Origin of the sequence: Amycolatopsis sp. w19 (assembly GCF_051373225.1) — a bacterium.
Classification (GTDB): domain Bacteria; phylum Actinomycetota; class Actinomycetes; order Mycobacteriales; family Pseudonocardiaceae; genus Amycolatopsis; species Amycolatopsis japonica.
On record NZ_JBPQFM010000001.1, the window covers coordinates 222,819 to 243,652 of the forward strand.

The window sequence follows — 20,834 nt, forward strand, 5'->3', positions numbered from 1 at the left end:
GGGTCTCCTAGGGGAGGCGGGGGTCGATGACGGCTTTGAGTTCGCCGAGCCGCGACATCGACTCGACACGTTGGGAGGCTTCGGAAAGACCGACCGGTTCGCTGAACAGTTCGTCCCACGGCAGCCGATCGGCGAAGGTGCGGAAGAAGTCCACCGAGCGGTGGTAGTCGGCGATGTCGCCGTTGAGCGAACCGACGACCGTGAGTTCCTTGCCCATCACCGTGCCCAGCGCCACGGGGGAGGGCACGGGGCCGGTGGAGCCGACGATCGCGATCGTGCCGCGCTGGGCGGCGAAGGCGACGGCCTCCTCGCCGATGGTCGGCCCGCCCGCGAAGTCGAAGACGTGATCGGCGCCCCGGCCGTCGGTGAGTTCCTTGACCCGTTCGATGCGGTCTTCGACCGTGCCGTCGACCGGGATCGTCGCCGTCGCCCCGAAACGCTCGGCGGTCTTCAGCCGGTCGCCGGGCCCGCCGATGGTGATCACGTCGCCCGCGCCGGAGATCCGCGCGACCGCGGTGGCGAACACGCCCAGCGCGCCCGCGCCCTGGACCACGACCGTCGCACCCGGACGGATCCCGCCGGCGCGGGAGACGGCGCGCAGCACGGTTTTGCCCGCACAGCCCGACATCGACGCCCAGGTGTCCTTGACGTCGCCGGGAAGCAGGAGTTTGGCCGCACCGGGAGTCACATAGCAGTACCGCACGAGCCCGCCGGTGGCGTACGGGAAGACGTCGGAGCGCTGGAGGAATCCGTAGCCGCGCTTCTCGCAGGCGACCGGTTCGCGCAAGATCGTGCAGCCGTAACACTTTCCGCAGGTCGACTCGGACCAGCCGATGCGGTCGCCCTCGGCGATCTCACGGCCGAGGGTGTCGGTGGTGCCCGGTCCGACGGCCACCACCTCGCCGACCATTTCGTGTCCCAGCACCATCGGGAGCATGCCGGGGAAGGTCATCTGGCCGGACCAGAGGTGCACGTCGGTGCCGCACAGCGTGGTGCAGGTGATCCGGACCAGCGCGGCGCCCGGTTCCGGCTCCTCGGGCAGCGGTAGTTCCCGCAAGGTGAGCGCGGAGCCGTGTTCGGTGAGCACCGCCGCCTCGGTTCTGTTGACCATCTTTTTAGTCTACAGTCGTAGGAGAAAAAGTCCAGATCCTGGAGGAAACCATGCCGTCGCAACGTATTCGTCCCGCTTCGCTCGTGGTTCGCGGCGGTCCTGTGCTCACCTTCGACCCGGCGGGCACCGTCGTGCGGGCGATGGCCGTGCGAGGAGACCGGATCGTCGCCCTCGGTGACGTCGCGCTGGACCACATCGGTCCGGACACCGAGGTGATCGACCTCGCCGGGAGAACCGTTCTGCCCGGGATCAACGATGCGCACCTGCACGCGACCTGGCTCGGCGCGCGCTGGCCGGACATGCTCATCGGCGGCGCCGGATTCACCGGGGGAGAAGAGAAAACGGTGCGGACCGCCGCCGAACGGCGGGCCGCCATCCTGCGCGCGGGCGAGCTGTGCGCGTCATTGGGCATCACGAGCTACACCGAACCTGGTCTGGGCCCCGGTGAGACGGGCTGTTTCGGCGCCGAAGTGCTGGAGGAGTACGCGGCGCTGGCCGAGGAAGGCCTGCTGCGCGCGAGGGTGACGGCGCTGCGGTTGTTCGGCCTGCTCGACGGCGCCAGCTCGCTGGACGACTTCGAGCGAGGGCTGGCGACCCCGTCACCGGTCGCGAATCCGTTGTGGCTCACCGTGCCCGGGGTGAAGATCTTCGCCGACGGCATCCCGCCGATGCGCTCGGCGTGGACACATCATTGCTACGCCGACGGTTCGCACGGCGCGCTCCTCGTCGACGGCGACGACGATCCGGGACGCGTGGGCAACCTGGCCGCGATGATCCGGCTCGCCCACGACGCCGGGATGACGGTCGCCGTGCACGCCACGGGGGATCGCAGCATCGAGGCCGCGCTTGGATCGCTTCGCCGCGGCGATCATCTGGTGCACGGCGATCTGGTGACCCCGGATCAACTGGCGCGGATGGCTTCGGCGGGGGTGGGCCTGACCACGCAGCCCGCGATCGCGGTGGCGATGCGGGGAATGCTCACGGACGCGCTCGGTGCCGAGGTCGGCGCCCGCGCCTGGCCGCTGGCGGAAATGCTCGCGTCGGGTGTTCCGCTGACGTTGAGCAGTGACGCGCCCGTGGTGACCCCCGACTGGCGGGTGCACATCGCGGCGGCGGCCGGGATGCTGGCCGCGTCCGAAGTGGACGCCGGGCTGATGGCCCGGTTGCTGCGCTGCTACACGGTCGCGGCCGCCGAACAGGACGGCGCGACGGACTGGAAGGGATCGCTGACCGTCGGCCGTGCCGCGGACTTCTGCGTGCTGGCGGCGAATCCGCTCGAGGTCGCGTTCGCGGACCTGCCGGACGTCGGTGTGGAACTCACCGTGTCCGGCGGCCGCGTCGTGTACTCAGGTGAGCAGTTGCCCGCCGTCGACCTGGAGGCTCACCCCGGTGAGATGGCCGGCGTCGGCGGAGGCGAGGAACAGGACTGACGGCACCACGTCGGCGACGGAAGCGATGGTTCCCAAGGGAATCCTCGCTTCCCACGCCGCGCGGGCGGCCGTGTCGGCGGCGAATCCGGCGGTCATCGGCGTGAGCACCGGGCCGGGGGCGACTGCGTTGACCCGGATGCCGTGTGGCGCCAATTCGAGCGCGGCCGAGCGGGTGAGCGCCTCGACGGCGGCCTTGGTGGCCTCGTAGTGGCCGAGCCCCGGGGTCGGCTGCCGGGCGCCGATGGAGGTGATGTTGACGATGGTGCCACGCGTGCCCGTCTCGACCATCCGTGCGCCGACCGCGCGGGTCATCAGGAAGGTGCCGCGGAAGTTCACCCGCATGCACAGATCGAAGACGCCGATGTCCAGTCCCACCAACGGCCCACCGCCGCCGGCGAGACCGGCGTTGTTGACCAGCACCTCGACCGGGCCGAAGCGATCGGTGACGAGCGCCAGCGCCGCGTCGACCGATCCGGGGTCGGAGATGTCGAGTTCGACGTGCTCCGCGCCGAGTTCGGCGGCGAGGTCGTGGGCCGCCCGGGTGTCGACGTCGGCGATGACCACGCGGTCGCCCGCGGACTGGAAGGCTTCGGCGACTCCGCGGCCGATGCCACTGGCACCGCCGGTCACCACTACGAGTCTCTTGTTCATTCTACGATCGTAGACTAAAACTTGTTTCCGTTGCCAGCGAAAGGAAAACTCGTGGACGAGAAGCGGAACGGACTGGGCTTCGCCACTTCGGCGCTGAGCCTGGGATCCTGGAACACGTGGGACCGCATGGACTTCGACGACGCGGTACGCCTGATCCGGCACGCCGTCGATTCCGGGGTCACACTGTTCGACGTGGCCCACTACGACATGGGGCCGCATGCCGAACAGTCGCGCACGGATCTCCTGTTCGGCGAGGCGGTCCGCGCCGCCGGGATCCAGCGTGACGAGTACCAGCTGTGCGGAAAACTCTGGCTCTGGGACTACCCGAACACCGGTTTCGCCGAGCAGCTCGCCACTTCGTTCGACCGCGTCGGTGTCGAGCGTGCGGAAGCCGTCGTGGTCGGCGACTACTTCGAGCGGCCGGACATTCCACGTATCGTCGCCGAGGTGGCCGAACAGATCCGCCTCGGCCGCTTCGACGTCTGGGGCGTGAACAACTGGCGCGCCGCGGATCTCGACCTGGCGCTGGAATTCTCCGCGGCAGAAGGGCTTCCGGCGCCTCGTTTCGCCCAGCTGAAGTACAGCATCGCACGTCGATCGATGGCCGAAGGTTCCTTCTACGGCAAGCATTGTTCGGCCGGAACCTTGACGTTGCAGGCGTCGGACGTGTTCGAGGGCGGTGTGTTGCTCGGGAGGACCCCGGAGCGGAAGATCGGCGCGGATCCGGGTGAGATCCGAGAGTCGATCCGCGCCGCCGCCGCGCGTGTCGCCGCTGTCGCCGGGGACTTCGGGGTGAGCTCGTCGCAGCTGGCTCTCGCGTTCTGTCTCGCGTACGAGCCGGTGGTGAACGTGTTGTTCGGGGTGAGCCGGATGGCCCAGCTGGAGGACAACCTGGGTGCTGTCGCGTTGGCCGCTTCCCGCGGTGCCGAGGTGCGGGCGGCTCTGGAGGATCTTTGGCTGGACCGCTCGGTCGCCGCCGATGGGACGTTCTGACCCCCGGTGGTGTGTCGCGAGCCGGGCGCGAACGCTATGAAAGGTCCTTTCCTTGCAAAATTTGCAAGGAAAGGACCTTTCATAGCATCGGTCGGGTCGGGGGAGGCGTTGCGGAAGCCACTTTCGCAACGTTGAAGGTTGCGAAAGTGGCTTCCGCAACGCGGCGGAGCCGCAATCCTCAGCCGAGGAAGTCGAGCACGGCCGCCTTGAACTCCGCGCTCCGCAAAGCACCGCCGTGATCCCCGGGCACCCGCACGAGATCCGCGCCCGGCACCAGATCCACCAGAGTCTCGATGCCCCGACTCACCGGATCCTCCACCCCCGCCACGAACCGGGTGGGCACGGACACCGCACCCGAAACCGGCGCGAAAGGCTCGGCCCGCAGATCCTCGATGCACCGCGCGAGCGCCGCGGGATTCCGCCCCGGCGCCGTGATCATATGCGCGATCACCCCGGTCAGCGGGTCCGACGGAGCCTTGCCTCCACCGGCGAAGGCCAGTGCGGCAGCGACATCGACGGCGCCGAACGGTTCGAACGGGCTCACCCCGGCGAGCACGAGCCGCCGCACCGGAGCCTGAGCGGGCAGTTCCCAAGACAGCCGCGCGCCCAGCGAGTATCCGACAACGTCCACTTCGGACAGATCGCGGAGCAGCCGGGTCAGTTCCCGAGTGATCGCGGCGGCGCCGAGCGAACCCGAGGGGGCTGCGCTGGAGCCGTGCGCGGGAAGGTCCGGTATCACCACCTCCCGGCCCGCGGCGGTGAGCGCGGCGGGCCATCCGGTGGTGATCCAGTCGGTGTGCCCGTCGGAGGCGAATCCGTGCACCAACAGCACAGGCGGTCCCGAGACGGTTTCGGGAGCGAATCGGCGCACGGCCAAGGAAGTAGTGGCAGACAACGGGATCCTTTCTCAGCTGCCGGAGGGGCGGCGGGTGCGCAGCCGCTGCATCTCGCTCAGCGTCCGCGCGCGGGCGTCGACGGCGATCCGCAGCGACGATCCGATGAGGTTCAGCAGGAAGACGCACACCATGATCGTCACGCCGGGCACGATCACCAGCCAGGGCGCCTGCACCAGGTACGACCGGCCTTCGGCGATCATGTTGCCCCAGGTCGGGGTCGGGGGAGCGATGCCGAGGCCGAGGAAGCTCATCGCCCCGTCGACCAGCATCGCCGCCGCGGACAGGATCACCACCTGCACCAGCGCGAGCGGCAGGACGTTCGGGAACACGTGCACGACGAGGATCTTCCACCGGCTCATCCCCGAGACCCGCGCCGCGCCGATGTAGGCACGGCCGGCGATGCCGAGCACGCGGCTGCGGATGACGCGGGCGGTGAACGGCGTGAAGATCACCGTCAGCGCGATCAGCTCGGTCCAGATGCTCGCGCCGAGCGAGATCGCCAGCGCCATCGCGAGGATGATCGCCGGGAACGACATCCAGGCGTCCATCACCCGCATCAGCACCGCGTCGGCCGCCCGGAAGAACCCGCTGATCAGCCCGATCACCAGGCCGGTGAAGGCCGCGCACAGGGTGATCAACGCGGACAGCCCGAGCGACGCCCGTCCGCCGGAGACCAGGCGGGCGAGCACGTCACGGCCGAACGAGTCCGTGCCGAGGGGATGCGCCGCTGACGGTGGCAGCAGCCGGTTCACCGGGTCGGTCGCGCTGACGCTCGGCAGGAAGAACGGCAGCACGATCACGGCCAGGACGATCACCGCCAGGATGGCCGTGGTGATCACCAGCATCCGGTTGCGCCGGAACACCCGGGCCGCACGGCCGGACGACGGCTTCTCGCGCACCGGCGACGTCTTTTCCACGAGAGCGACGCTCACGAGACACGCACCTTCGGGTCGAGCAGCGCGTACGACAGGTCCACCAGCAGGTTGACCAGCACGAACAACACCGCGACGAACAGCGTCACACCCTGGATCAGCGGGAAGTCGCGGGTGGACACCGCGCCCATCAGCAGATGGCCGAGCCCCGGCACGACGAAGATGGACTCGATGATCACGATGCCGCCGACCAGCATGGCGAAGTTGCTGCCCAGCTGGGTGATCAGTGGCATCAGCGCGTTCGGCAGGACATGTTTGGTCATCACCTGCCGCTCCGACAGTCCCTTGACCCGCGCGGTGCGCAGATACGCCAGCGGCAATTCGCCGAGCAGGCTTTCCCGCAGGGTGAGCACGAACAACGCGGTCTGCCCGATGACGAGCACGGTCAGCGGCAGCACCAGCGCGGGGACCGCCGTCGCCGGATCGGTGAAGAGGTTCTCGTAGCCGCTGGAGGGGAACCAGCGCAGTGTCACCGAGAAGACGAGCACGAGCATCAGCGAGATCCAGAAGTCCGGCATCGCCATGCCGAGCGCGGACAGCCGGTCCAGCGCCCGCGCCACCGGGTTGCGCGGCGACACCGCCTGCCACGAGGTGATAGCGACCGAGAGGAAGAAGCTGATCACCGTCGAGAGCACGGCCAGGGTGAGCGTCGGCAGGATGTGGTCGGCGACCACGCCGAGCACCGGGGCGTGATAGGTGATCGACGTGCCGAAGTCGCCGTGCAGGACATTCCCGGCCCAGCTGAAGTACTGCTCCCAGAGTGTCCCGTTCAGCCCCATGCTCTCCCGCAGGGCGTCCACATCGGACGGTCGCGCGGTGGGGCCGAGGATGGCCTGCGCCGGATCGCCGGGGATCAGCCGGATGACGAAGAACATCATCGTCCCGACGATCACCAGGATGATCACCAGATCGCGCAGCCTGCGCAGCAGCAGACCGGTCATGACGCCAGCCAGGTGTTCCAGAAAACGCGGTAGAAGTCGCCGTAGCCCTTGAGCTTGGGGGAGTAGGCCGCGTACAGCCTGGACTGGCTCAGGGTGATCACCGAAAGCTGCTTCCAGGTGAACGCCTGCAGCTTGTCCACCACCGCCTTCGCCTGCTCAGGGGTGGTCGAGGCGTTGAACTCCGCCATGAGCCCGTCCAGCTCGGGCGAGGTCGAACCGTTCAGTGTGCCCAGGGTGAGCGCCGGCATCTGCGCGGGCGAGGTCAGCGCCGAGTCGAAGAACAGCGTGGTGATGTCCCAGCCGCCCGGCTCCTTGGTCAGCGTGCCGAGCATGGTGGCGAAGTCGAAGGTGTCGATCTTGGTGTTGATGCCGATCTTCGAGAGGCTGTCCTGGATCAGCACGGCCCACTTGCCGAACTCCGGGTACGAGTTCGTGGTGACGATGCGGATCGTCGCGCCGGCGGTGATGCCCGCCGCGGCCAGCAACTGCTTGGCCTTCGCCGGGTCGTGCGCCTTGTAGACCTCTTCGCCCGCGGTGGAATAGAACTGCTTGTTGTCCGGCGAGGCGAAGGCGCCGGTCTCGACGGTGAGGTCCTTGCTGCCGCCGGTGGCCGCGTTGATCGCGGGCTTGTCCAGCAGGAGGTTCAGCGCCTCGCGGGCACGGGGGTCCGCGAACTTCGAACCGGTGTTGAAGTTCGGGATCACCACGTTGTCGTTGCCGCCGGGCAGGTTGTGCACTACCACGGCCGGGTTGTTGCGCAGCGGCTCGTACTGGTCGTTCGTGGGCATGATGTGGTCCCACTGGCCGGTCTGCAGGCCGTTGATCAGCGCGTCCTGATCGGAGACCACCTTGTAGGTCACGGTGTCGAGGTACGCGTGCTTGGCGCCCGCCTGCCCGCCCCAGTCCTCTTCGGACCGGGACTTGTAGCCGGTGTATCGCTCCAGCACCAGTTCACGGCCGATGTCCCAGCTCTTCAGCTTGTACGGGCCGGTCCCGATCGCCTTGTCCTGGGCGAACCCGGTCGGCGCGACACCGGTGAGGTTCTTCGCCTCGTAGATCTCCGTGCCCGCGCCGGCGAGTTCGTTGATCAGCGGGTACCGCGGCTGCTTGAGCTTGATGGTCACCGTCGCCGGGTCCGTCGGCGTGATCGCCTCGATGTCCGGCGTGACCAGCTGACCGGTGCGGTGCACCTGCTGCCACCGCTTCAGGCTCGCCACGACGTCCTCGGACGTCAGCGGGTTGCCGTCGTGGAAGGTGACGCCCTGGCGCAGTTTGAAGGTGTAGGTGAGCCTGTCCGGGCTGGTGGTGTAGTCCTCGACCAGCATGGGCCGGGAAGTGAAACTCCGGTCCACCTCGAACAGCTTCTCGTACATCATGTTGCCGATATGCGCGGTCACCTGGCCGGGGTTCGCGACCATGTCGAGGGACTGCGGGTCGGTGGGCACGGCCACGTTGAGGTTGCCGCCGGGCTTCGGGGGCCCGTCGGCGGCGCCACCGCCCGCCTGTCCTCCCATGCACGAGCCGATCAGCAGGACGGTCGCCAGGCCGAGGGCGGCCGAGGTCAGGGTTCGTCTCATGGGTTCCGCACTCCAGTGTGGGGGTGGGCGGGCAGTTCGGGATTCGCCGCGAGGAGACGGCGGGTGTACTCGTGCCCGGCGTGGAGCCGGATCTCGTCCGGTTCGCCGATTTCGATCAGTTCGCCCCGGTACATCACGCCGACCCGGTCGGCGACCGACAGCACCAGGCTGAGGTTGTGCGTGATGAACAGGAAGCTGAGCGCGCGGGTGCGCCGCAGGTCCAGCAACAGGTTCATCACCTGGCCCTGCACCGAGACGTCGAGCGCGGAGGTCGGCTCGTCGGCGACGATGAGGTCGGGTTCGGCCGCGATGGCGCGGGCGATCGAGACGCGCTGCCGTTGTCCGCCGGAGAGCTGCGATGGCAGCTTCTTCGCGGTGTCCGAGGGAAGCCCGACCTCGTCGATCAGTTCGGTGACGCGGCGGTCGAGTTCCGCGCCGCGGAGACCGGTGAGCTCCCGCAGCGGCTCGGCGATGATCCTGGCGGCGGTGTGCCGGGGATCGAGCGAGCTCTGCGGATCCTGGAAGATGAGCTGCGCGCGGCGGCGGAACGCGCGCTCGTCCCCTTCGAGACCGGACGGCGTGCACCGGTGCTCACCGAAGGCGATGGTGCCCTCGGTCGGGGTTTCCAGGGCGCTCACCAGACGGCCGAGCGTGGTCTTGCCCGAACCGGATTCCCCGACCAGGCCGAAGAACTCGCCCGGCGCGATCTCCAGCGAGACGTCCTTGACCGCGTGCACCTCGGGTTCGCGGCTCAGCGAGAACCGGCCACGCCGTCCGTACACTTTGGACACCGAGTCGATGACGAGCGAGGTACCCTCGTCCGTCTCCCTGGACTTCGGGCGGCTCAAGGACCTGGTCTCGGTCGCGACCGCCGATTCGCCGTTCATCGCGGCTTCGAGCAGTGCCTCGGAGATGGTGGGGAAGCCGTCGCGTCTGCTCACCCCGAGCTGCGGGACACAGTCGAGCAACGCCTTGGTGTAGGGATGCTTCGGCGAATGCAGAATGTCCTCAGTGGACCCGAGCTCGACCAGTTCGCCCCGGTACATCACCGCGATCCGGTCCGCGACCTGCGCGGCCACGCCCATGTCGTGCGTGATGAAGACGCACGCGGTGCCGTGGTCACGGCGGACGCGGTCGAACAGGGTGAGGATCTCCGCCTGCGTCGTCACGTCCAGCGCCGTGGTCGGCTCGTCGGCGATCAGCAGGCTCGGATCGGCCATCAGAGCGAGCGCGATCATCACGCGCTGCTGCATTCCGCCCGACATCTGGTGCGGGTACAGGGAAAGCACGCGGTCGGTGTCGGTGAGGCCGACTTCCTTCAAGAGGCCTCGGGCCTTCGCCTCGGCCTCGCGGTGCAACGGCGTTCCCTTGCGCGCGGCTTGACGCGGCAGGGAGCCGGGCTTCCGGTAGGCCTCGATCAGCTGCTTGCCGACCCGTTGACTGGGGTTGAGCGAATCCAGCGCCTCCTGGAAGATCATGCCGATCCGCGGGCCGCGGTACGCGCGCATCTCGTCGGCGGACAGCCGCGTGAGATCGACGCCGTCGACGCTGATCTCGCCGCGGGTGAACACCGGCGCGACGAACTCCAGCAACCGGATGATCGACAAGGCCGTCACCGTTTTACCGCTGCCGGATTCGCCGACCACGCAGAGTGTCCGGCCTTGGTCGAGGTCGAACGAAAGTTCGCGGACCAGTTCGCGTTCGGTTTCGTCGGCGATGACGCCGACGGTGAGTTCTCGTAATTCGAGCAGGGTCATGAATCCCCTTTCCCGAGCCCGCCCGGAGCGGACCGCACTGCCGGGGAACGGACCTCCGGCGGGGGTAGTTCTACGCATGTTGACACTGGGGGAGTGCGCTGTCAATGGGTATATTCTACGAATGTAGGAAGTTGATATCCGGCAGGTTTTTCCTGGTGGTGGGCGAAAACTTGCACTGGATTCTTTTGTCTACGGCTGTAGACTCTCGGCGGAAACGAGCTAAGGAGGGCACCCGTGAGCGGGTCGACCAAGACTGCCGGTCCCGAGCGGATCGTGGACATCGCCGTGGGGTACATGGCGGCCAAGCAACTCTTCGCGGCGAGCCGGATCGGCCTGTTCACCGCGCTCGCCGGCGGGCCGCTGACGGCCGCGGAACTGGCGGAGAAGACCGGCAAACCGGAGAAGATCACCCGCATCCTCGGTGACGCCATGTCATCACTCGGTCTGCTGTCCCGTGTGGACGGACGCTACGCGCTGGCCGCCGACGCCGCGGCGTACCTCGGTGGCGAGGACCTCGATCTGGCGCCGTTCCTCACGTTCCTGGACTCGATCAGCTACCCGCATTGGCTGCAGTTCGGCCACACGGCCGACAGCGGCGAGCCGGGCAAGCTGGAGATGGACGACGCGCGCTGGGGCACGTTCATGGCCGGGGTCATGACGTACAACGCCCTGCACGCCAAGATGCTGGCCGGAGCGTACGATTTCGGCTCCCATCGCAAGGCGCTGGACCTCGGTGGTCTCTCCAGCGCGTTCGCCGTCGAAGCCATGAAGACCAACGACGAACTCCACACGACGTTCGTCTTCGATCCGGGCTTCACCGAGTCGGTCACCACCGCGGCGGCCGAGGCCGGATTCGCGGATCGCGCGACCGTGATCGGCGCGGAGACGCCCACCGCGCGTCCCGAGGGCGAGTTCGACCTGGTGATGGTCAACCACGTCGTCCACCGTTTCGACGCCGAGCAGAACGCCGGGATCCTGCGCAACGCCCGCGCCGCCGCCGCGCCGGGGGCGGCGTTGCTGCTGCTCGACTTCTTCCTCGACGGCGACACCGTCCAGCGGCCGATCGACGCGCTGCACGCGGGGGAGTACCTGGTGATCGACGGGACGGTCGTCTATCCGGAGGCCGAAGTCCGTGGCTGGCTGGACGAGGCCGGCTGGCGGGTCACCGACCGGCTCGCGCTGCCGGGCAGCCCGCGGGTGCTCGTCGCGGAAGCGGTGTGACCGTGACCCTCGATCCCGCGGTCAAGGAACTGCTGGCCCGCAGCGCTCCGGAGGAGGCGCCGGCCGGGCCCATGACGGCTCCCGAGTTGCGCGCGGCCTTCGCCGCTTCGTGGCGACGTCCCGATTCGGTCGAAGAGGTCGCTTCGGTGACCGACCACGTCCTGCCTTCCGGTGTGCGGGTGCGGATCTATCTGCCGGAGGCCACGGCGCCGGTGCCCGCGTTCGTCTGGATCCACGGCGGCGGGTGGACGATCGGGTCGATCGACGAGAACGAGGTCGCGTCGCGGGCGGTGTGCAATGCGGCCGGGGTCGCCGTCGTCGCGGTCGACTACCGGCTCGCGCCCGAGCATCCGTACCCGGCGGCCCCGGACGACTGCTACGCCGTCGTCGAGTGGCTCGCCGCGGGCGGTGCCGGTCCTTCGGTGGACGGGGCGCGGATCGCCATCGGAGGCGAAAGCGCGGGCGGCAACCTGTCGACGGTGGTGTCGATGATGTCCCGCGACCGGGGCGGGCCGGCGTTGGCCGCGCAGGTGCTGATCTGCCCGGTCTTCGGGCACCCGGACGACGGGTTCCGGTCCTATGTGGACTTCGCCGAGGGTTTCGGTATGACCGCGGGGGCGATGCGGTTCTTCTTCGAGCAGTACGTGTCGGATCCGGCGCAGCTGAACGATCCGTACCTGCTGCCGTTGCGCGCAGGCGACCTGACCCGGCTCCCGCCGGCGCTGGTGCTCACGGCCGAGTACGACGTCCTGCGGGACGAAGGGGAGGAGTTCGCGCGGCGCCTGACCGATGCCGGGACCCAGGTGGAGATGACGCGGTATTCGGGCCAGATCCACGGCTTCTACGGTCTCTACACGGATCTTCCCGCGTCGCCGCGCTCGCACCGGCACGTGGCGAGCTTCCTGACCCGGACCTTCGACCCCCGCGTTTAGTCCTCTGAATGCGCCTGTTCGCACTACGTACTACCGCATTCAGAGGACGAAATGCGGTAGTGCGTAGGGTCAGGGGCGGGTCAGGCGCGCGAAGAACGATTCCAGGTGTTGCCGCTGGAGGGCGATCGTCGAGAACTCCCCGGCGACCAGGCTCATCACGTTCGCCCCGGCGTTGATCAGCACGACCTCGTCGACCAGTTGCTCGTCGGGCGTTTCTGTGACGATGTCGCCGTCCTCCCGGCCCTCGGTGAGATACCGGTGCAGCAGGCCCCGCCATGAGCGGATGTGCTCGAGGTACTTGTCCTGCAGTTTCGGGTTGGTCAGCGACAGCTGCCAGAAGGTGAGCAGGACGCGCCCCGCGGCGATGCGGTCCTCGTCGATGGGCATCGACGAGACGCACAGCTCGCGGAGCGCGGTCAGCCCGCGCAGCTCGTCCAGCTCCACGTACTCGCGCATCATGCCGAGCGCGCGTTCGTAGGTGGCCTGGATGATGTCTTCCTTGCTCGGGAAGTACAGCTTGAGCGCGCCGTTGGCGAAGCCGGCGGCCGCCGCGATCTCGCGCATGGTGGCGGCCTCGATCCCGCCCTGGGTGATCAAATCCCAGGTGACGTCGACGATATGGCTGCGCCGCTCGTCGTGGTCGATGATCTTCGGCATCGGCAGACCTCCCGCACTGGTTCTTCTACCAGTGTAGGAGATCAGGCCTCGTGATACACGCGGTGCCCGGCGAACCACGTTTGCGTCACCTTTGTCTTGACGAGCGCCGACGGATCGGTCTTGAACGGATCGCGGTCCAGTACGACGAAATCCGCCGACTTCCCAGGGACCAGCGAGCCGGTGACATCGCCCAGCCCCATCGCCCGCGCTGCGGCCAGGGTGAAGACCTCGATCGCCTCGGCGAGGGTGATCGCCTGCTCCGGCCACAGCGCGCCCGGGAACATGCCGGTCGGATCCTGGCGCGTGACCAGGCCGTGGATGCCTTCCCACGCGTTCGGCGACTCGCTGACCGGCCAGTCCGAACCGCCGGCCACCAGCGCGCCCTCGTCCAGCAACGACCGGTTCGGCTGCATCCGCCCGGCACGCTCGCCGGGCAGCACCTCGGCGATGGCGGCCGGGATGACGCCGGGGACCCACAGGAACGGCGAAATGTCGGCGGCGACCCCCAGCGCGGCGAAGCGCGGGAGATCGTCGGGGTGCACGAACTGGCCGTGCGCGACCTGGAACCGCGCGTCGGCGAAGCCCTCGGCACGCACCTTCTCGACGGCGTCGAGCGTCGCGCGCACCGACGCGTCCCCGGTGCAGTGCACCTTCGCCGAGAGCCCCGCCGCGGCCGCCGTGCGCAGCCAGCCCACGAGTTCGTCACCCGGCATGGTGGTGGCGCCGTGGTGGCAGGCTCCGTGCGCGGCGTCCGGCAGGTACGGCTCCAGGAAGGCCGCGGTCCGCGTCGGCGGGACCCCGTCGAGGAAGATCTTCACGAAGTCCGGCCGGTGATGCTCGCTCCTGTACTGCCCGGCGACCTCCAGCAGCGGTGCCCCGATCGGGTCGAAACCGAAGATCGGGTCGTTGATCAGCAGCGACGAGACGACCCACGCGTGCAGTTCGCCCGCGTCGTCGAGCGACTTCAGCGCCCGCAGGATGTCCGCGGAGACGCCGGCGTCCTGGAACGCGGTGACCCCGTACGAATGCAGGGTGCCGATCCCGTGCCGCGACGCCGCCACATGCTGCTCCGCGGTGAGCGTCCGGGTCTCGCTGAGCGCCCGCTCGACGGCGACGCCCGCCGCTTCGAGCAGGACGCCGACGGGTTCGCCGGTGGCGGGATCACGGACGATCTCCCCGCCGGCCGGATCGGGTGTCGCGGCGGTGACCCCCGCGAGCTCCAAGGCGCGGCTGCTCACCCAGCGGTTGTGCCTGCTGTCGTCCGAAAGCATGACCGGACGCCCGCCGGCGGCCTCGTCTAGCGCGTGCCGGGCCGAAGTCCGCGACAGCGTGCCGACCAGGGTGGACGCCCAGGCGCCGCCGACCACCCACTCGTCCGGCCCGAGCCCCGCGGCGCGCGACCGGACCGCGGTGAGGATGTCGTCCAGGCCCGCGTCGAGACCGAAGTTCAGCTCGAACAGGGCCGCGCGCCCGGCCAGGGCGTGATGGTTGTGCACGTCGACCAGGCCGGGCATCACGAACGCGCCGCCGAGGTCGACGACCTCGGTGCTCGGCCCTCGTTCGATGTCCTCCAGCGACAGCATCTTGCCGTCCTTGATCGCCAGTGACGACGCCCAGGGGCGGTGACCGTCCACTGTGTACACCGTGGCGTTGGTGAGGACGATGTCGGCGGTCAAGGCTCAGCTCCCGGCCGGGTCGTACGACTCGGGGTGCACGGTGGTGCTGAGCAGCCTGCCGTGCGCGCCGAAGGTGAAGTGGGTGGGAGCGCTCCCGCTGGCGTCCAGTCCGAAAAGGACACCGTGCGAGCGCAGCCGCTTCGCGTCCCGGTGGTCGGCGACGGTCACCGACGCGCACGGGATCACCTTCTCCCGCCAGGCGAAGACGTAGATGCCCGGACGCAGCTCGTAGACCGAGTTCTCGTCGGTGTCCGCGAGCCCCCGCTCCGGCCCGGCGAGGCACTGCCACGTGTACCAGTGCGGGCTGAGGTACACGTGCTCGTACGCGTGCTCGGTGCTGTACACCCACAGCACCCGTCGCCCGACCAGCGACGTGGTCGGGGCGAGCGGCTCCCCGGCAGGCTCGACGCCGCCGATCGTGGCGGCCACGAAGGACTGCGTGACACGGGGCGAGGTGTCGCCGATCTTGCTCAATACCAGCAGCGCCCGGCCGCGGCGCAGGTCGAGCAGCAGGGTGAACGCCTCCTCCTGCCGTGCCTGCGGGTGGAACTGGACGTAGTACAGGTCGTCGTCGACCAGGAACGTCTCGCAGCGGTCGGTGCCCTCGCCGTGGTAGGCCCAGTCGATCCGGGTGCCGGAGAAGGCGGCGGTGAACGTGGTGCCGTCTTCGCAGGCGAGTTCGAACGAGCGGCCGTGCAGGTCGCCGACAGTGGGCGCCTTGTTCGCGTCGAAGCCGGGGGCGAGTCCGTCCAGCGGCAGCCAGGTGGACGTGTCGGACAGGGTCAGTTCGGGCATTGAAAGAGTCCTTGTGTCTGGTGGTGAACCCGCGTCCGCGATCGGCGTCGGCAGGGCGGTCGGCATCCATCTCGAGTTGGCGGGTCAGGCGCCCTGCCACCGCGATAGCGGGGCCTTCGGCCGGGCGGGTTCACGCGTTGGTCGCTTTCGGGCTACATCTTCAGCTCCGCCAACAGGTCCTTAGTGCTCGTGGGCGGAACAGTGCTCATCGGTGGCGCCGGAGGGCAGATCGAGGGCCGGGTTTCGGTCCAGGAAGCCATACGGGCGCAAGGAGAAACCGGAGTAGTCGACCGGCATGACCGGCCAGTCCTCCGGACGCGGGATGTGGGTCGGGCCGAACACGTGCCACAGCACGAGATCGGTGTCGGTGAGGTCACGGTCGGCGGCCGTCCAGGCGGGCAGTCCCGCGCCGCCCGGATGCGCGTTCGGGCGGTCGCCTGCCGGGAAACGTTCGTTAGCGCGGTACGGCGTCGCCCACAGGTGACGGGTGGCGAACGTCGCCCGCTGGTGGACGGTCGATTCCGGCTGCGCCATCAAGGTCGCGGAGGGCCGCGGCACGAGCTGGTACGCCGTGGGGGAGCCGAGGCGGTTGGTCCGCTCCGCGCTGCGGATCTCCCACACGCGCGCCTTGGCCGGATCCGCGAACCGCTGCGCCTCCCGCTCGGTCCGCAGCGGGGTTTCCTTCCAGGTGAACGCGTTCCCGTACGGGTTCTGTTCGCCCATGGGGACCCGTTCGACGTCGACCTCGACGAGCGAGTTGCGTTCGCCGTCGATCGCCACGTCGAGCCGCGCGCAGAACAGGTGCTGGTGCACCGGCGCGAAGAGGCCCGGCGCGATCTCGTTGGCGTGCGGGTGATCCGTGCCGGGATGCGCGGCGCCGGCGAACACGATGCCGGTGGCCTTCGCCTCCAGTTCCACGGTGCCGTCGAGGTAGAGGTACCAGAAGAAGCCGTAGTCGTAGTTGCCGATGGTGGAGATCGACGAGATCACCAGCCGCCGCGAGCGGCGGACCTCGGCGCGGCCGTCGAGATCCGTGTGCTTCCAGAGGATCCCGTAGTCCTCCTCGTGCATGCAGATCGCGCGCGGGATCTCGACCGGGTGGCCGTGGTCGTCGGCGACGAACGCGGGGAAGTAGTGGATGACGCCGAGGCAGTCGCAGCCCAGCCGCAGGTCGTTCCCGTTCTTGCCGAGCAGGTACTCGCCCGCGTCGAAGTAGCTGATCCAGAACCGGCCGGGCGCGGTGTCGCCGTAGGGCACCACCATCTCCGGTACCGACGCGCGGTGCAGCACCGACCGGTCCTGGAAGCCGATTTCGTGCAGCGTCAAGCCTTCGCGGGCGTTGAAGCCGACGCGGAGTTTCCAGCCCTCCCAGGTGACCTCGTTGCCGTCGACGGTGAAGCTCGGGCCCTCCGGCTGGGTGATCTCGATCGGCTTGAGCGTGGTCCTGGCCGGGACGTCGCCGTAGCGGCCGTGCTCCGGCGGCACGGGCACGTCGCCCTCGTCCTCCACCCGGAGGACGCGCTGCGCGGTCAGGTCGATATGGGCGATCAGGCCCTCGACCGGATGCGCCCACGGGCTGTCGGACGCGTCGTCGCGCAGGAACGTCAGCGTGCGGATGACCCGGCCGGTCTCGTCCGGCCTGCCGAAGAACCCGGGAGCCAGGGGAGCACAGAAGGCGTGTTCGATCCGGTCGGCGAGCCCGCGCCGCTCCATGGCGGCCTGCCATTCCGGCGACGCCTTGGTGATCGACGCGGCGAGGTCGTATTCCTCGAACAGGTACGCGGGCTGGCCAGGGCCGCACTCCTCGGTGGAGATCAGTTCGTGTTTCTCCAGCGAGACGACCACGTCGCGCGCCTCGCCGGTCGCGGTGTCCAGCAGCGTGTACCGGACGCGGCGATCGGGTGCGGCGTCGCCCTTCTCCGGCTCCACCGGCAGCACGGCCGGGAACCGTGTCGTGGCGGTGAGCAGGCCTTCGGCGGCCAGGATCGCTCGGCCTTCGGCGAGTTCGTCGGCGGTCAGCGGGTCGAATGGATGCGGCCTGGTCATACTTCGCAGTCTTGCCGGTCCGTCCGCGGCTGGAAAGACCGTCATGCGGCTGCCGACAAGAAGGATGCACTGACGGCCAAGCTCCGTGAAAGGTCCGGACCGGAGGATGACGTCATGGGACTGGATCTCGCGGGCAAGGCCGTGCTGGTGACCGGCGCGGCATCCGGTATCGGCCTTGCCTGCGTCCAGGCGTTCCTCGCCGAGGGCGCGCGGGTCGGCGCCCTCGACCGGGCACCCGTGCCCACCCTGGCCGACGGTCTCCTGGCCGTGCAGGCCGACGTGACCGACGAACCGTCGGTGGCCGCCGCGATCGACACCGTGGTGAGTCACTTCGGCGGGCTCGACGTCGTCGTCGGCTGTGCCGGGATCTCCGGTCCGGTCGGGACGCCGGTCACGGAGACCTCCTCGGCGGACTTCGCCGCGCTCTTGGCGGTCAACGTCACCGGCCAGTTCCTGCTGGTCAAACACGCCGCGCCCTGGCTCACCGCGTCGGGTGGCTCGGTCGTGCTGCTGGCCAGCGACTCGGCGTTCACCAGCGCGCCCGGCATGGTCCCGTACTGCGCGTCGAAAGGGGCCGTGGTCGCGATGACCAGGGCCCTCGCGGTCGATCTCCCCGGCGTCCGGGTGAACTGCGTCTGCCCGTCGGTGGTCGACACCCCGATGGCGCGCGGCGATCTCGGCGAGGTGCTCGACGATCCCGCGTTCCCGGTGCAGGCTCCGGAAGAAGTCGCCTGGCAGGTGCTCCATCTCGCGTCCGCGCGTTCGCGGGCGGTCAACGGTCAGGCCGTGCTCGCCGACTTCGGCGTCTCGGCCCGCTCCGGTTTTCCCGCTTAGAAAGGACTCCGCAAGTGAAGAAGGTTGTCGCGATCACGGGTGGCGGTACCGGAATCGGCGCCGCGGTGGCCCGCCGGTACGCCGACGAGGGCGCCCAGGTGGTGGTGCTCGGACGGCGGCTCGAGCCGCTGGAGAAGGTCGCCGCCGAAACCGGCGCGCACGTCATCTCGTGCGACGCCAGCGATCGCGAAGCCGCCGAGAACGCCGTGGCGGAGATCGTCGGCAAGTTCGGCAGGCTGGACGTCGTGGTGGCCAACGCCGGCGGGCACGGGCTGTCCTCGGTGGTCGACACCGGTGACGAGGAATGGGAACTGGCGCTGCGCTCGAATCTGTCGAGTGCTTTCGTGTTCTGCCGGGCCACGCTGCCGTCGCTGATCGAAACCGGCGGCCAGGTCGTCGTCGTGTCGTCGCTGGCCGGCCTGTTCGCCGGGCCGAACGTCGCCGGCTACACCGTCGCGAAGCACGCGCTGATCGGGCTGACGCGTTCGATCGCCCGTGACTACGGGCCGAGGGGCGTCCGCGCGAACGCGGTCTGCCCCGGCTGGGTGCGCACGCCGATGGCGGACGGCGAGATGGACCAGTTCGCCGAGGCCGCGGGCTTCGACGGCGGCCACGCCGAGGGCTACCGGCGCGTCACCGCCGAGGTGCCGCTGCGCCGCCCCGCCGAACCGGAGGAGATCGCGTCGATCGTGCGGTTCCTCGGGTCTTCGGAGTCGTCGTACATCACCGGCGCGGTGATCGTGGCGGACGGTGGCGCGCATGCGGTGGATCTGCCGACGCTCGCTTTCGAACGGGCGGGGATGGGTTCTTAGCGCTTTCAGGATTTCGCTGGAGACAGCGCTGTTCGCTACTGATTCGCCTTCCTGTGGGGTGCCCGGTTGATCGAGGCGGGAGGCGAGGTGAATCGCTCGTGCCTCGTCACCCGGTCGGCGGTTTCGAGGTCGGTGTCAGAGGGTCAGAGTGGCCCTTGGTTGGTGGTAACCAACGATCGAGGGGGATCGGGGATTTCTCACCGTCATGGATAGTGTGCGGCCGCGGAATTCGCGTGCCTCCGATTCATTCTGGACACCTATCGAGATGGGGAACTCGTGGTAGACAGACGTGTCAGCGCGCTTTCGGCAGTCGGACTGATGCTGACGACATCGGCTTTCGGCGCCGTGTCGGCGCACGCGGACAGCGCGCCGCAATGCACGGCGACGGATCATTGCTACTCTGTCGGGGTCATCGGATCCCAAGCGGAACCCTTGTGGATGAACGCGGTCGGCGCGGATCTCGGAGTCGGATGCCTGCATGTCGACGATCGGGACAACGAGTTCGCGAATTGGGAGATGTGGATCCTCACGAACCTCAACGAACCGAAACTGGACACCTGGGTGGAAGCGGGAATGACCGCGGGAACACTCCACGCTTCACCCGGGCAGGAGAAAGGGTTTCTCTGGTACTGGGCGGACTCGCGCCCCGGGTCGCCCTACCGTGAGAGTTATATCAAGCCCGCACGCACGAATGAGTTCGAGAATGTGACGTTCAAATGGGTGCCCGGCAGCGGTGACTGGGAAATTCACCAGGACGGCGACCGGGTCGCGGTGTCCGCGGGTAACGGGGCGTATGGTGGGCGAGCAGACAACGGCCTGGAGGTGACCACGGCGGGCGCCCGGATTGCCGGTGCTTCGACGAACTTTCAATACCAGGATACCGGCAATGTGTGGCACACCGCTCCCACCTACATCGAGAACGACCGGCCCGACCTCTTTTTCGGCTATACGAACGGGAAGAATGTCGTTGCCGGAACACACAAGCCGTGCGTGGACGAAGTGAGCCCGATGACCGAGAACGACGAGGCGACGCCACCGACGCCGGCCAGCCTTTTGGCGGCGGCCAGGAAGCTGGCGAGCCTGAACGGCGAGCCCAACCCAGGGAACATCGAGTACGTCCAGACCGGCAGGCAGGCTCTCGCCAGTTTGGACGGTAGCCGGACGACCTCCGACGACCCGGCCTATCTCATTCAGATGACCGGAGAGTTCGTCGGGCATGCCGCGAAGGTCCCCCGGGGCAGCAAAGCGCCCAGGGGCAACGTGTTGACGTTGACGATCGACGCGAAGACCGGACGGACACTGGGTTGGGCCATAGCACTGGCACCGCACGATCTGTCCCGGCTCGGGACGGTGTCGGCCCTGCGATAGTGCGGCAAAGGGTCCGTTGCGCGTGAAGGCCTCCTTCCCTCGGCTCAGTCGAGGGAAGGAGGCCTTCACGCGCGTGGGGAGGGTGATCGCCCGGTACCGGATGTCATGAAAGGGTCGTTCAGGACGAAATGTGTCCTGAACGCCCCTTTCATGACATCCGGGCAGCCGCGAAGGCGAGTGGGACTGTCCGTGAAGGCCTCCTTGA

Annotated in this window: 18 protein-coding genes; 7 read left to right on the forward strand and 11 right to left on the reverse strand. The window is 68.6% G+C overall.

Translation table 11 applies throughout. The features are described from left to right. Window positions 1-7: 7 nt before the first annotated feature. Complete coding sequence (locus ACSMFO_RS00950) at window positions 8-1,111, reverse strand: zinc-binding dehydrogenase (RefSeq protein ID WP_436456392.1); 1,104 nt, start codon at window positions 1,109-1,111, stop codon at window positions 8-10. A 50-nt stretch (window positions 1,112-1,161) separates the two neighbouring features. Between ACSMFO_RS00950 and ACSMFO_RS00955 the strand changes: the two genes are divergently transcribed. Next, complete coding sequence (locus ACSMFO_RS00955) at window positions 1,162-2,541, forward strand: amidohydrolase (RefSeq protein WP_436456394.1); 1,380 nt, start codon at window positions 1,162-1,164, stop codon at window positions 2,539-2,541. Here the strand turns inward: ACSMFO_RS00955 and ACSMFO_RS00960 are convergent. After that, on the reverse strand, window positions 2,458-3,174 hold the full coding sequence (locus tag ACSMFO_RS00960) for an SDR family NAD(P)-dependent oxidoreductase (protein WP_436457053.1): 717 nt from the start codon (window positions 3,172-3,174) through the stop codon (window positions 2,458-2,460). The genes ACSMFO_RS00955 and ACSMFO_RS00960 overlap by 84 nt on opposite strands. A 69-nt stretch (window positions 3,175-3,243) precedes the next feature. Between ACSMFO_RS00960 and ACSMFO_RS00965 the strand changes: the two genes are divergently transcribed. Then, entirely contained in the window at window positions 3,244-4,185 is a 942-nt protein-coding gene (locus ACSMFO_RS00965) for an aldo/keto reductase (protein WP_436456395.1), read from the forward strand. A gap of 178 nt (window positions 4,186-4,363) precedes the next feature. Here ACSMFO_RS00965 and ACSMFO_RS00970 read toward each other — a convergent pair whose 3' ends face one another. From ACSMFO_RS00970 to ACSMFO_RS00990, 5 genes are all read right to left on the reverse strand, one after another. Then, window positions 4,364-5,017 (reverse strand): alpha/beta fold hydrolase, encoded by a 654-nt coding sequence (locus ACSMFO_RS00970; protein WP_436456396.1) that lies wholly within the window; start codon window positions 5,015-5,017, stop codon window positions 4,364-4,366. 75 nt (window positions 5,018-5,092) lie between these two features. After that, window positions 5,093-6,013: an ABC transporter permease gene (locus ACSMFO_RS00975; protein ID WP_360084435.1), complete on the reverse strand. Its 921-nt coding sequence runs from the start codon at window positions 6,011-6,013 to the stop codon at window positions 5,093-5,095. Beyond that, window positions 6,010-6,954: an ABC transporter permease gene (locus ACSMFO_RS00980; RefSeq protein WP_073842625.1), complete on the reverse strand. Its 945-nt coding sequence runs from the start codon at window positions 6,952-6,954 to the stop codon at window positions 6,010-6,012. The genes ACSMFO_RS00975 and ACSMFO_RS00980 overlap by 4 nt, the downstream gene beginning before the upstream one ends. After that, window positions 6,951-8,531, reverse strand: a complete 1,581-nt coding sequence (locus tag ACSMFO_RS00985; protein ID WP_436456398.1) for an ABC transporter substrate-binding protein — start codon at window positions 8,529-8,531, stop codon at window positions 6,951-6,953. Before ACSMFO_RS00985 ends, ACSMFO_RS00980 begins: the two co-directional genes overlap by 4 nt. Next, on the reverse strand, window positions 8,528-10,288 hold the full coding sequence (locus ACSMFO_RS00990; protein ID WP_436456399.1) for a dipeptide ABC transporter ATP-binding protein: 1,761 nt from the start codon (window positions 10,286-10,288) through the stop codon (window positions 8,528-8,530). The genes ACSMFO_RS00985 and ACSMFO_RS00990 overlap by 4 nt, the downstream gene beginning before the upstream one ends. Before the next feature lie 234 nt (window positions 10,289-10,522). Between ACSMFO_RS00990 and ACSMFO_RS00995 the strand changes: the two genes are divergently transcribed. Both ACSMFO_RS00995 and ACSMFO_RS01000 read left to right on the forward strand, forming a co-directional pair. Then, entirely contained in the window at window positions 10,523-11,509 is a 987-nt protein-coding gene (locus ACSMFO_RS00995) for a methyltransferase family protein (RefSeq protein WP_436456400.1), read from the forward strand. Beyond that, on the forward strand, window positions 11,506-12,441 hold the full coding sequence (locus ACSMFO_RS01000) for an alpha/beta hydrolase (protein WP_436456401.1): 936 nt from the start codon (window positions 11,506-11,508) through the stop codon (window positions 12,439-12,441). Before ACSMFO_RS00995 ends, ACSMFO_RS01000 begins: the two co-directional genes overlap by 4 nt. A gap of 69 nt (window positions 12,442-12,510) precedes the next feature. Here ACSMFO_RS01000 and ACSMFO_RS01005 read toward each other — a convergent pair whose 3' ends face one another. From ACSMFO_RS01005 to ACSMFO_RS01020, 4 genes are all read right to left on the reverse strand, one after another. Beyond that, window positions 12,511-13,098 (reverse strand): TetR/AcrR family transcriptional regulator, encoded by a 588-nt coding sequence (locus tag ACSMFO_RS01005; protein ID WP_016333932.1) that lies wholly within the window; start codon window positions 13,096-13,098, stop codon window positions 12,511-12,513. 41 nt (window positions 13,099-13,139) lie between these two features. After that, window positions 13,140-14,774 carry an amidohydrolase gene (locus ACSMFO_RS01010; RefSeq protein ID WP_436456402.1) on the reverse strand — a complete coding sequence of 545 codons (1,635 nt, stop codon included), beginning with the start codon at window positions 14,772-14,774 and terminating at the stop codon, window positions 13,140-13,142. A 3-nt stretch (window positions 14,775-14,777) separates the two neighbouring features. After that, window positions 14,778-15,569: a molybdenum cofactor biosynthesis F family protein gene (locus tag ACSMFO_RS01015; RefSeq protein WP_436456403.1), complete on the reverse strand. Its 792-nt coding sequence runs from the start codon at window positions 15,567-15,569 to the stop codon at window positions 14,778-14,780. 180 nt (window positions 15,570-15,749) lie between these two features. Beyond that, the gene (locus tag ACSMFO_RS01020; RefSeq protein ID WP_436456404.1) at window positions 15,750-17,615 is read right to left on the reverse strand and encodes a primary-amine oxidase; all 1,866 of its coding nucleotides are present in this window, start codon (window positions 17,613-17,615) and stop codon (window positions 15,750-15,752) included. 114 nt (window positions 17,616-17,729) lie between these two features. Between ACSMFO_RS01020 and ACSMFO_RS01025 the strand changes: the two genes are divergently transcribed. From ACSMFO_RS01025 to ACSMFO_RS01035, 3 genes are all read left to right on the forward strand, one after another. Continuing rightward, complete coding sequence (locus ACSMFO_RS01025; RefSeq protein ID WP_436456405.1) at window positions 17,730-18,449, forward strand: SDR family NAD(P)-dependent oxidoreductase; 720 nt, start codon at window positions 17,730-17,732, stop codon at window positions 18,447-18,449. Window positions 18,450-18,463: 14 nt separating this feature from the next. Beyond that, on the forward strand, window positions 18,464-19,261 hold the full coding sequence (locus ACSMFO_RS01030) for an SDR family NAD(P)-dependent oxidoreductase (RefSeq protein WP_436456407.1): 798 nt from the start codon (window positions 18,464-18,466) through the stop codon (window positions 19,259-19,261). 318 nt (window positions 19,262-19,579) lie between these two features. Beyond that, window positions 19,580-20,629, forward strand: coding sequence for a hypothetical protein (locus ACSMFO_RS01035; RefSeq protein ID WP_436456408.1), 1,050 nt, complete (start codon window positions 19,580-19,582; stop codon window positions 20,627-20,629). Window positions 20,630-20,834: the final 205 nt, after the last annotated feature.

Coding starts and splice junctions, on each gene's coding strand:
- ACSMFO_RS00950 (WP_436456392.1), bottom strand. CDS start 1,111: ATGGTCAACAGAACCGAGGCGGCGGTGCTCACCGAACACGGCTCCGCG.
- ACSMFO_RS00955 (WP_436456394.1), top strand. CDS start 1,162: ATGCCGTCGCAACGTATTCGTCCCGCTTCGCTCGTGGTTCGCGGCGGT.
- ACSMFO_RS00980 (WP_073842625.1), bottom strand. CDS start 6,954: ATGACCGGTCTGCTGCTGCGCAGGCTGCGCGATCTGGTGATCATCCTG.
- ACSMFO_RS00985 (WP_436456398.1), bottom strand. CDS start 8,531: ATGAGACGAACCCTGACCTCGGCCGCCCTCGGCCTGGCGACCGTCCTG.
- ACSMFO_RS00990 (WP_436456399.1), bottom strand. CDS start 10,288: ATGACCCTGCTCGAATTACGAGAACTCACCGTCGGCGTCATCGCCGAC.
- ACSMFO_RS01005 (WP_016333932.1), bottom strand. CDS start 13,098: ATGCCGAAGATCATCGACCACGACGAGCGGCGCAGCCATATCGTCGAC.
- ACSMFO_RS01015 (WP_436456403.1), bottom strand. CDS start 15,569: ATGCCCGAACTGACCCTGTCCGACACGTCCACCTGGCTGCCGCTGGAC.
- ACSMFO_RS01020 (WP_436456404.1), bottom strand. CDS start 17,615: ATGACCAGGCCGCATCCATTCGACCCGCTGACCGCCGACGAACTCGCC.
- ACSMFO_RS01025 (WP_436456405.1), top strand. CDS start 17,730: ATGGGACTGGATCTCGCGGGCAAGGCCGTGCTGGTGACCGGCGCGGCA.
- ACSMFO_RS01035 (WP_436456408.1), top strand. CDS start 19,580: ATGCTGACGACATCGGCTTTCGGCGCCGTGTCGGCGCACGCGGACAGC.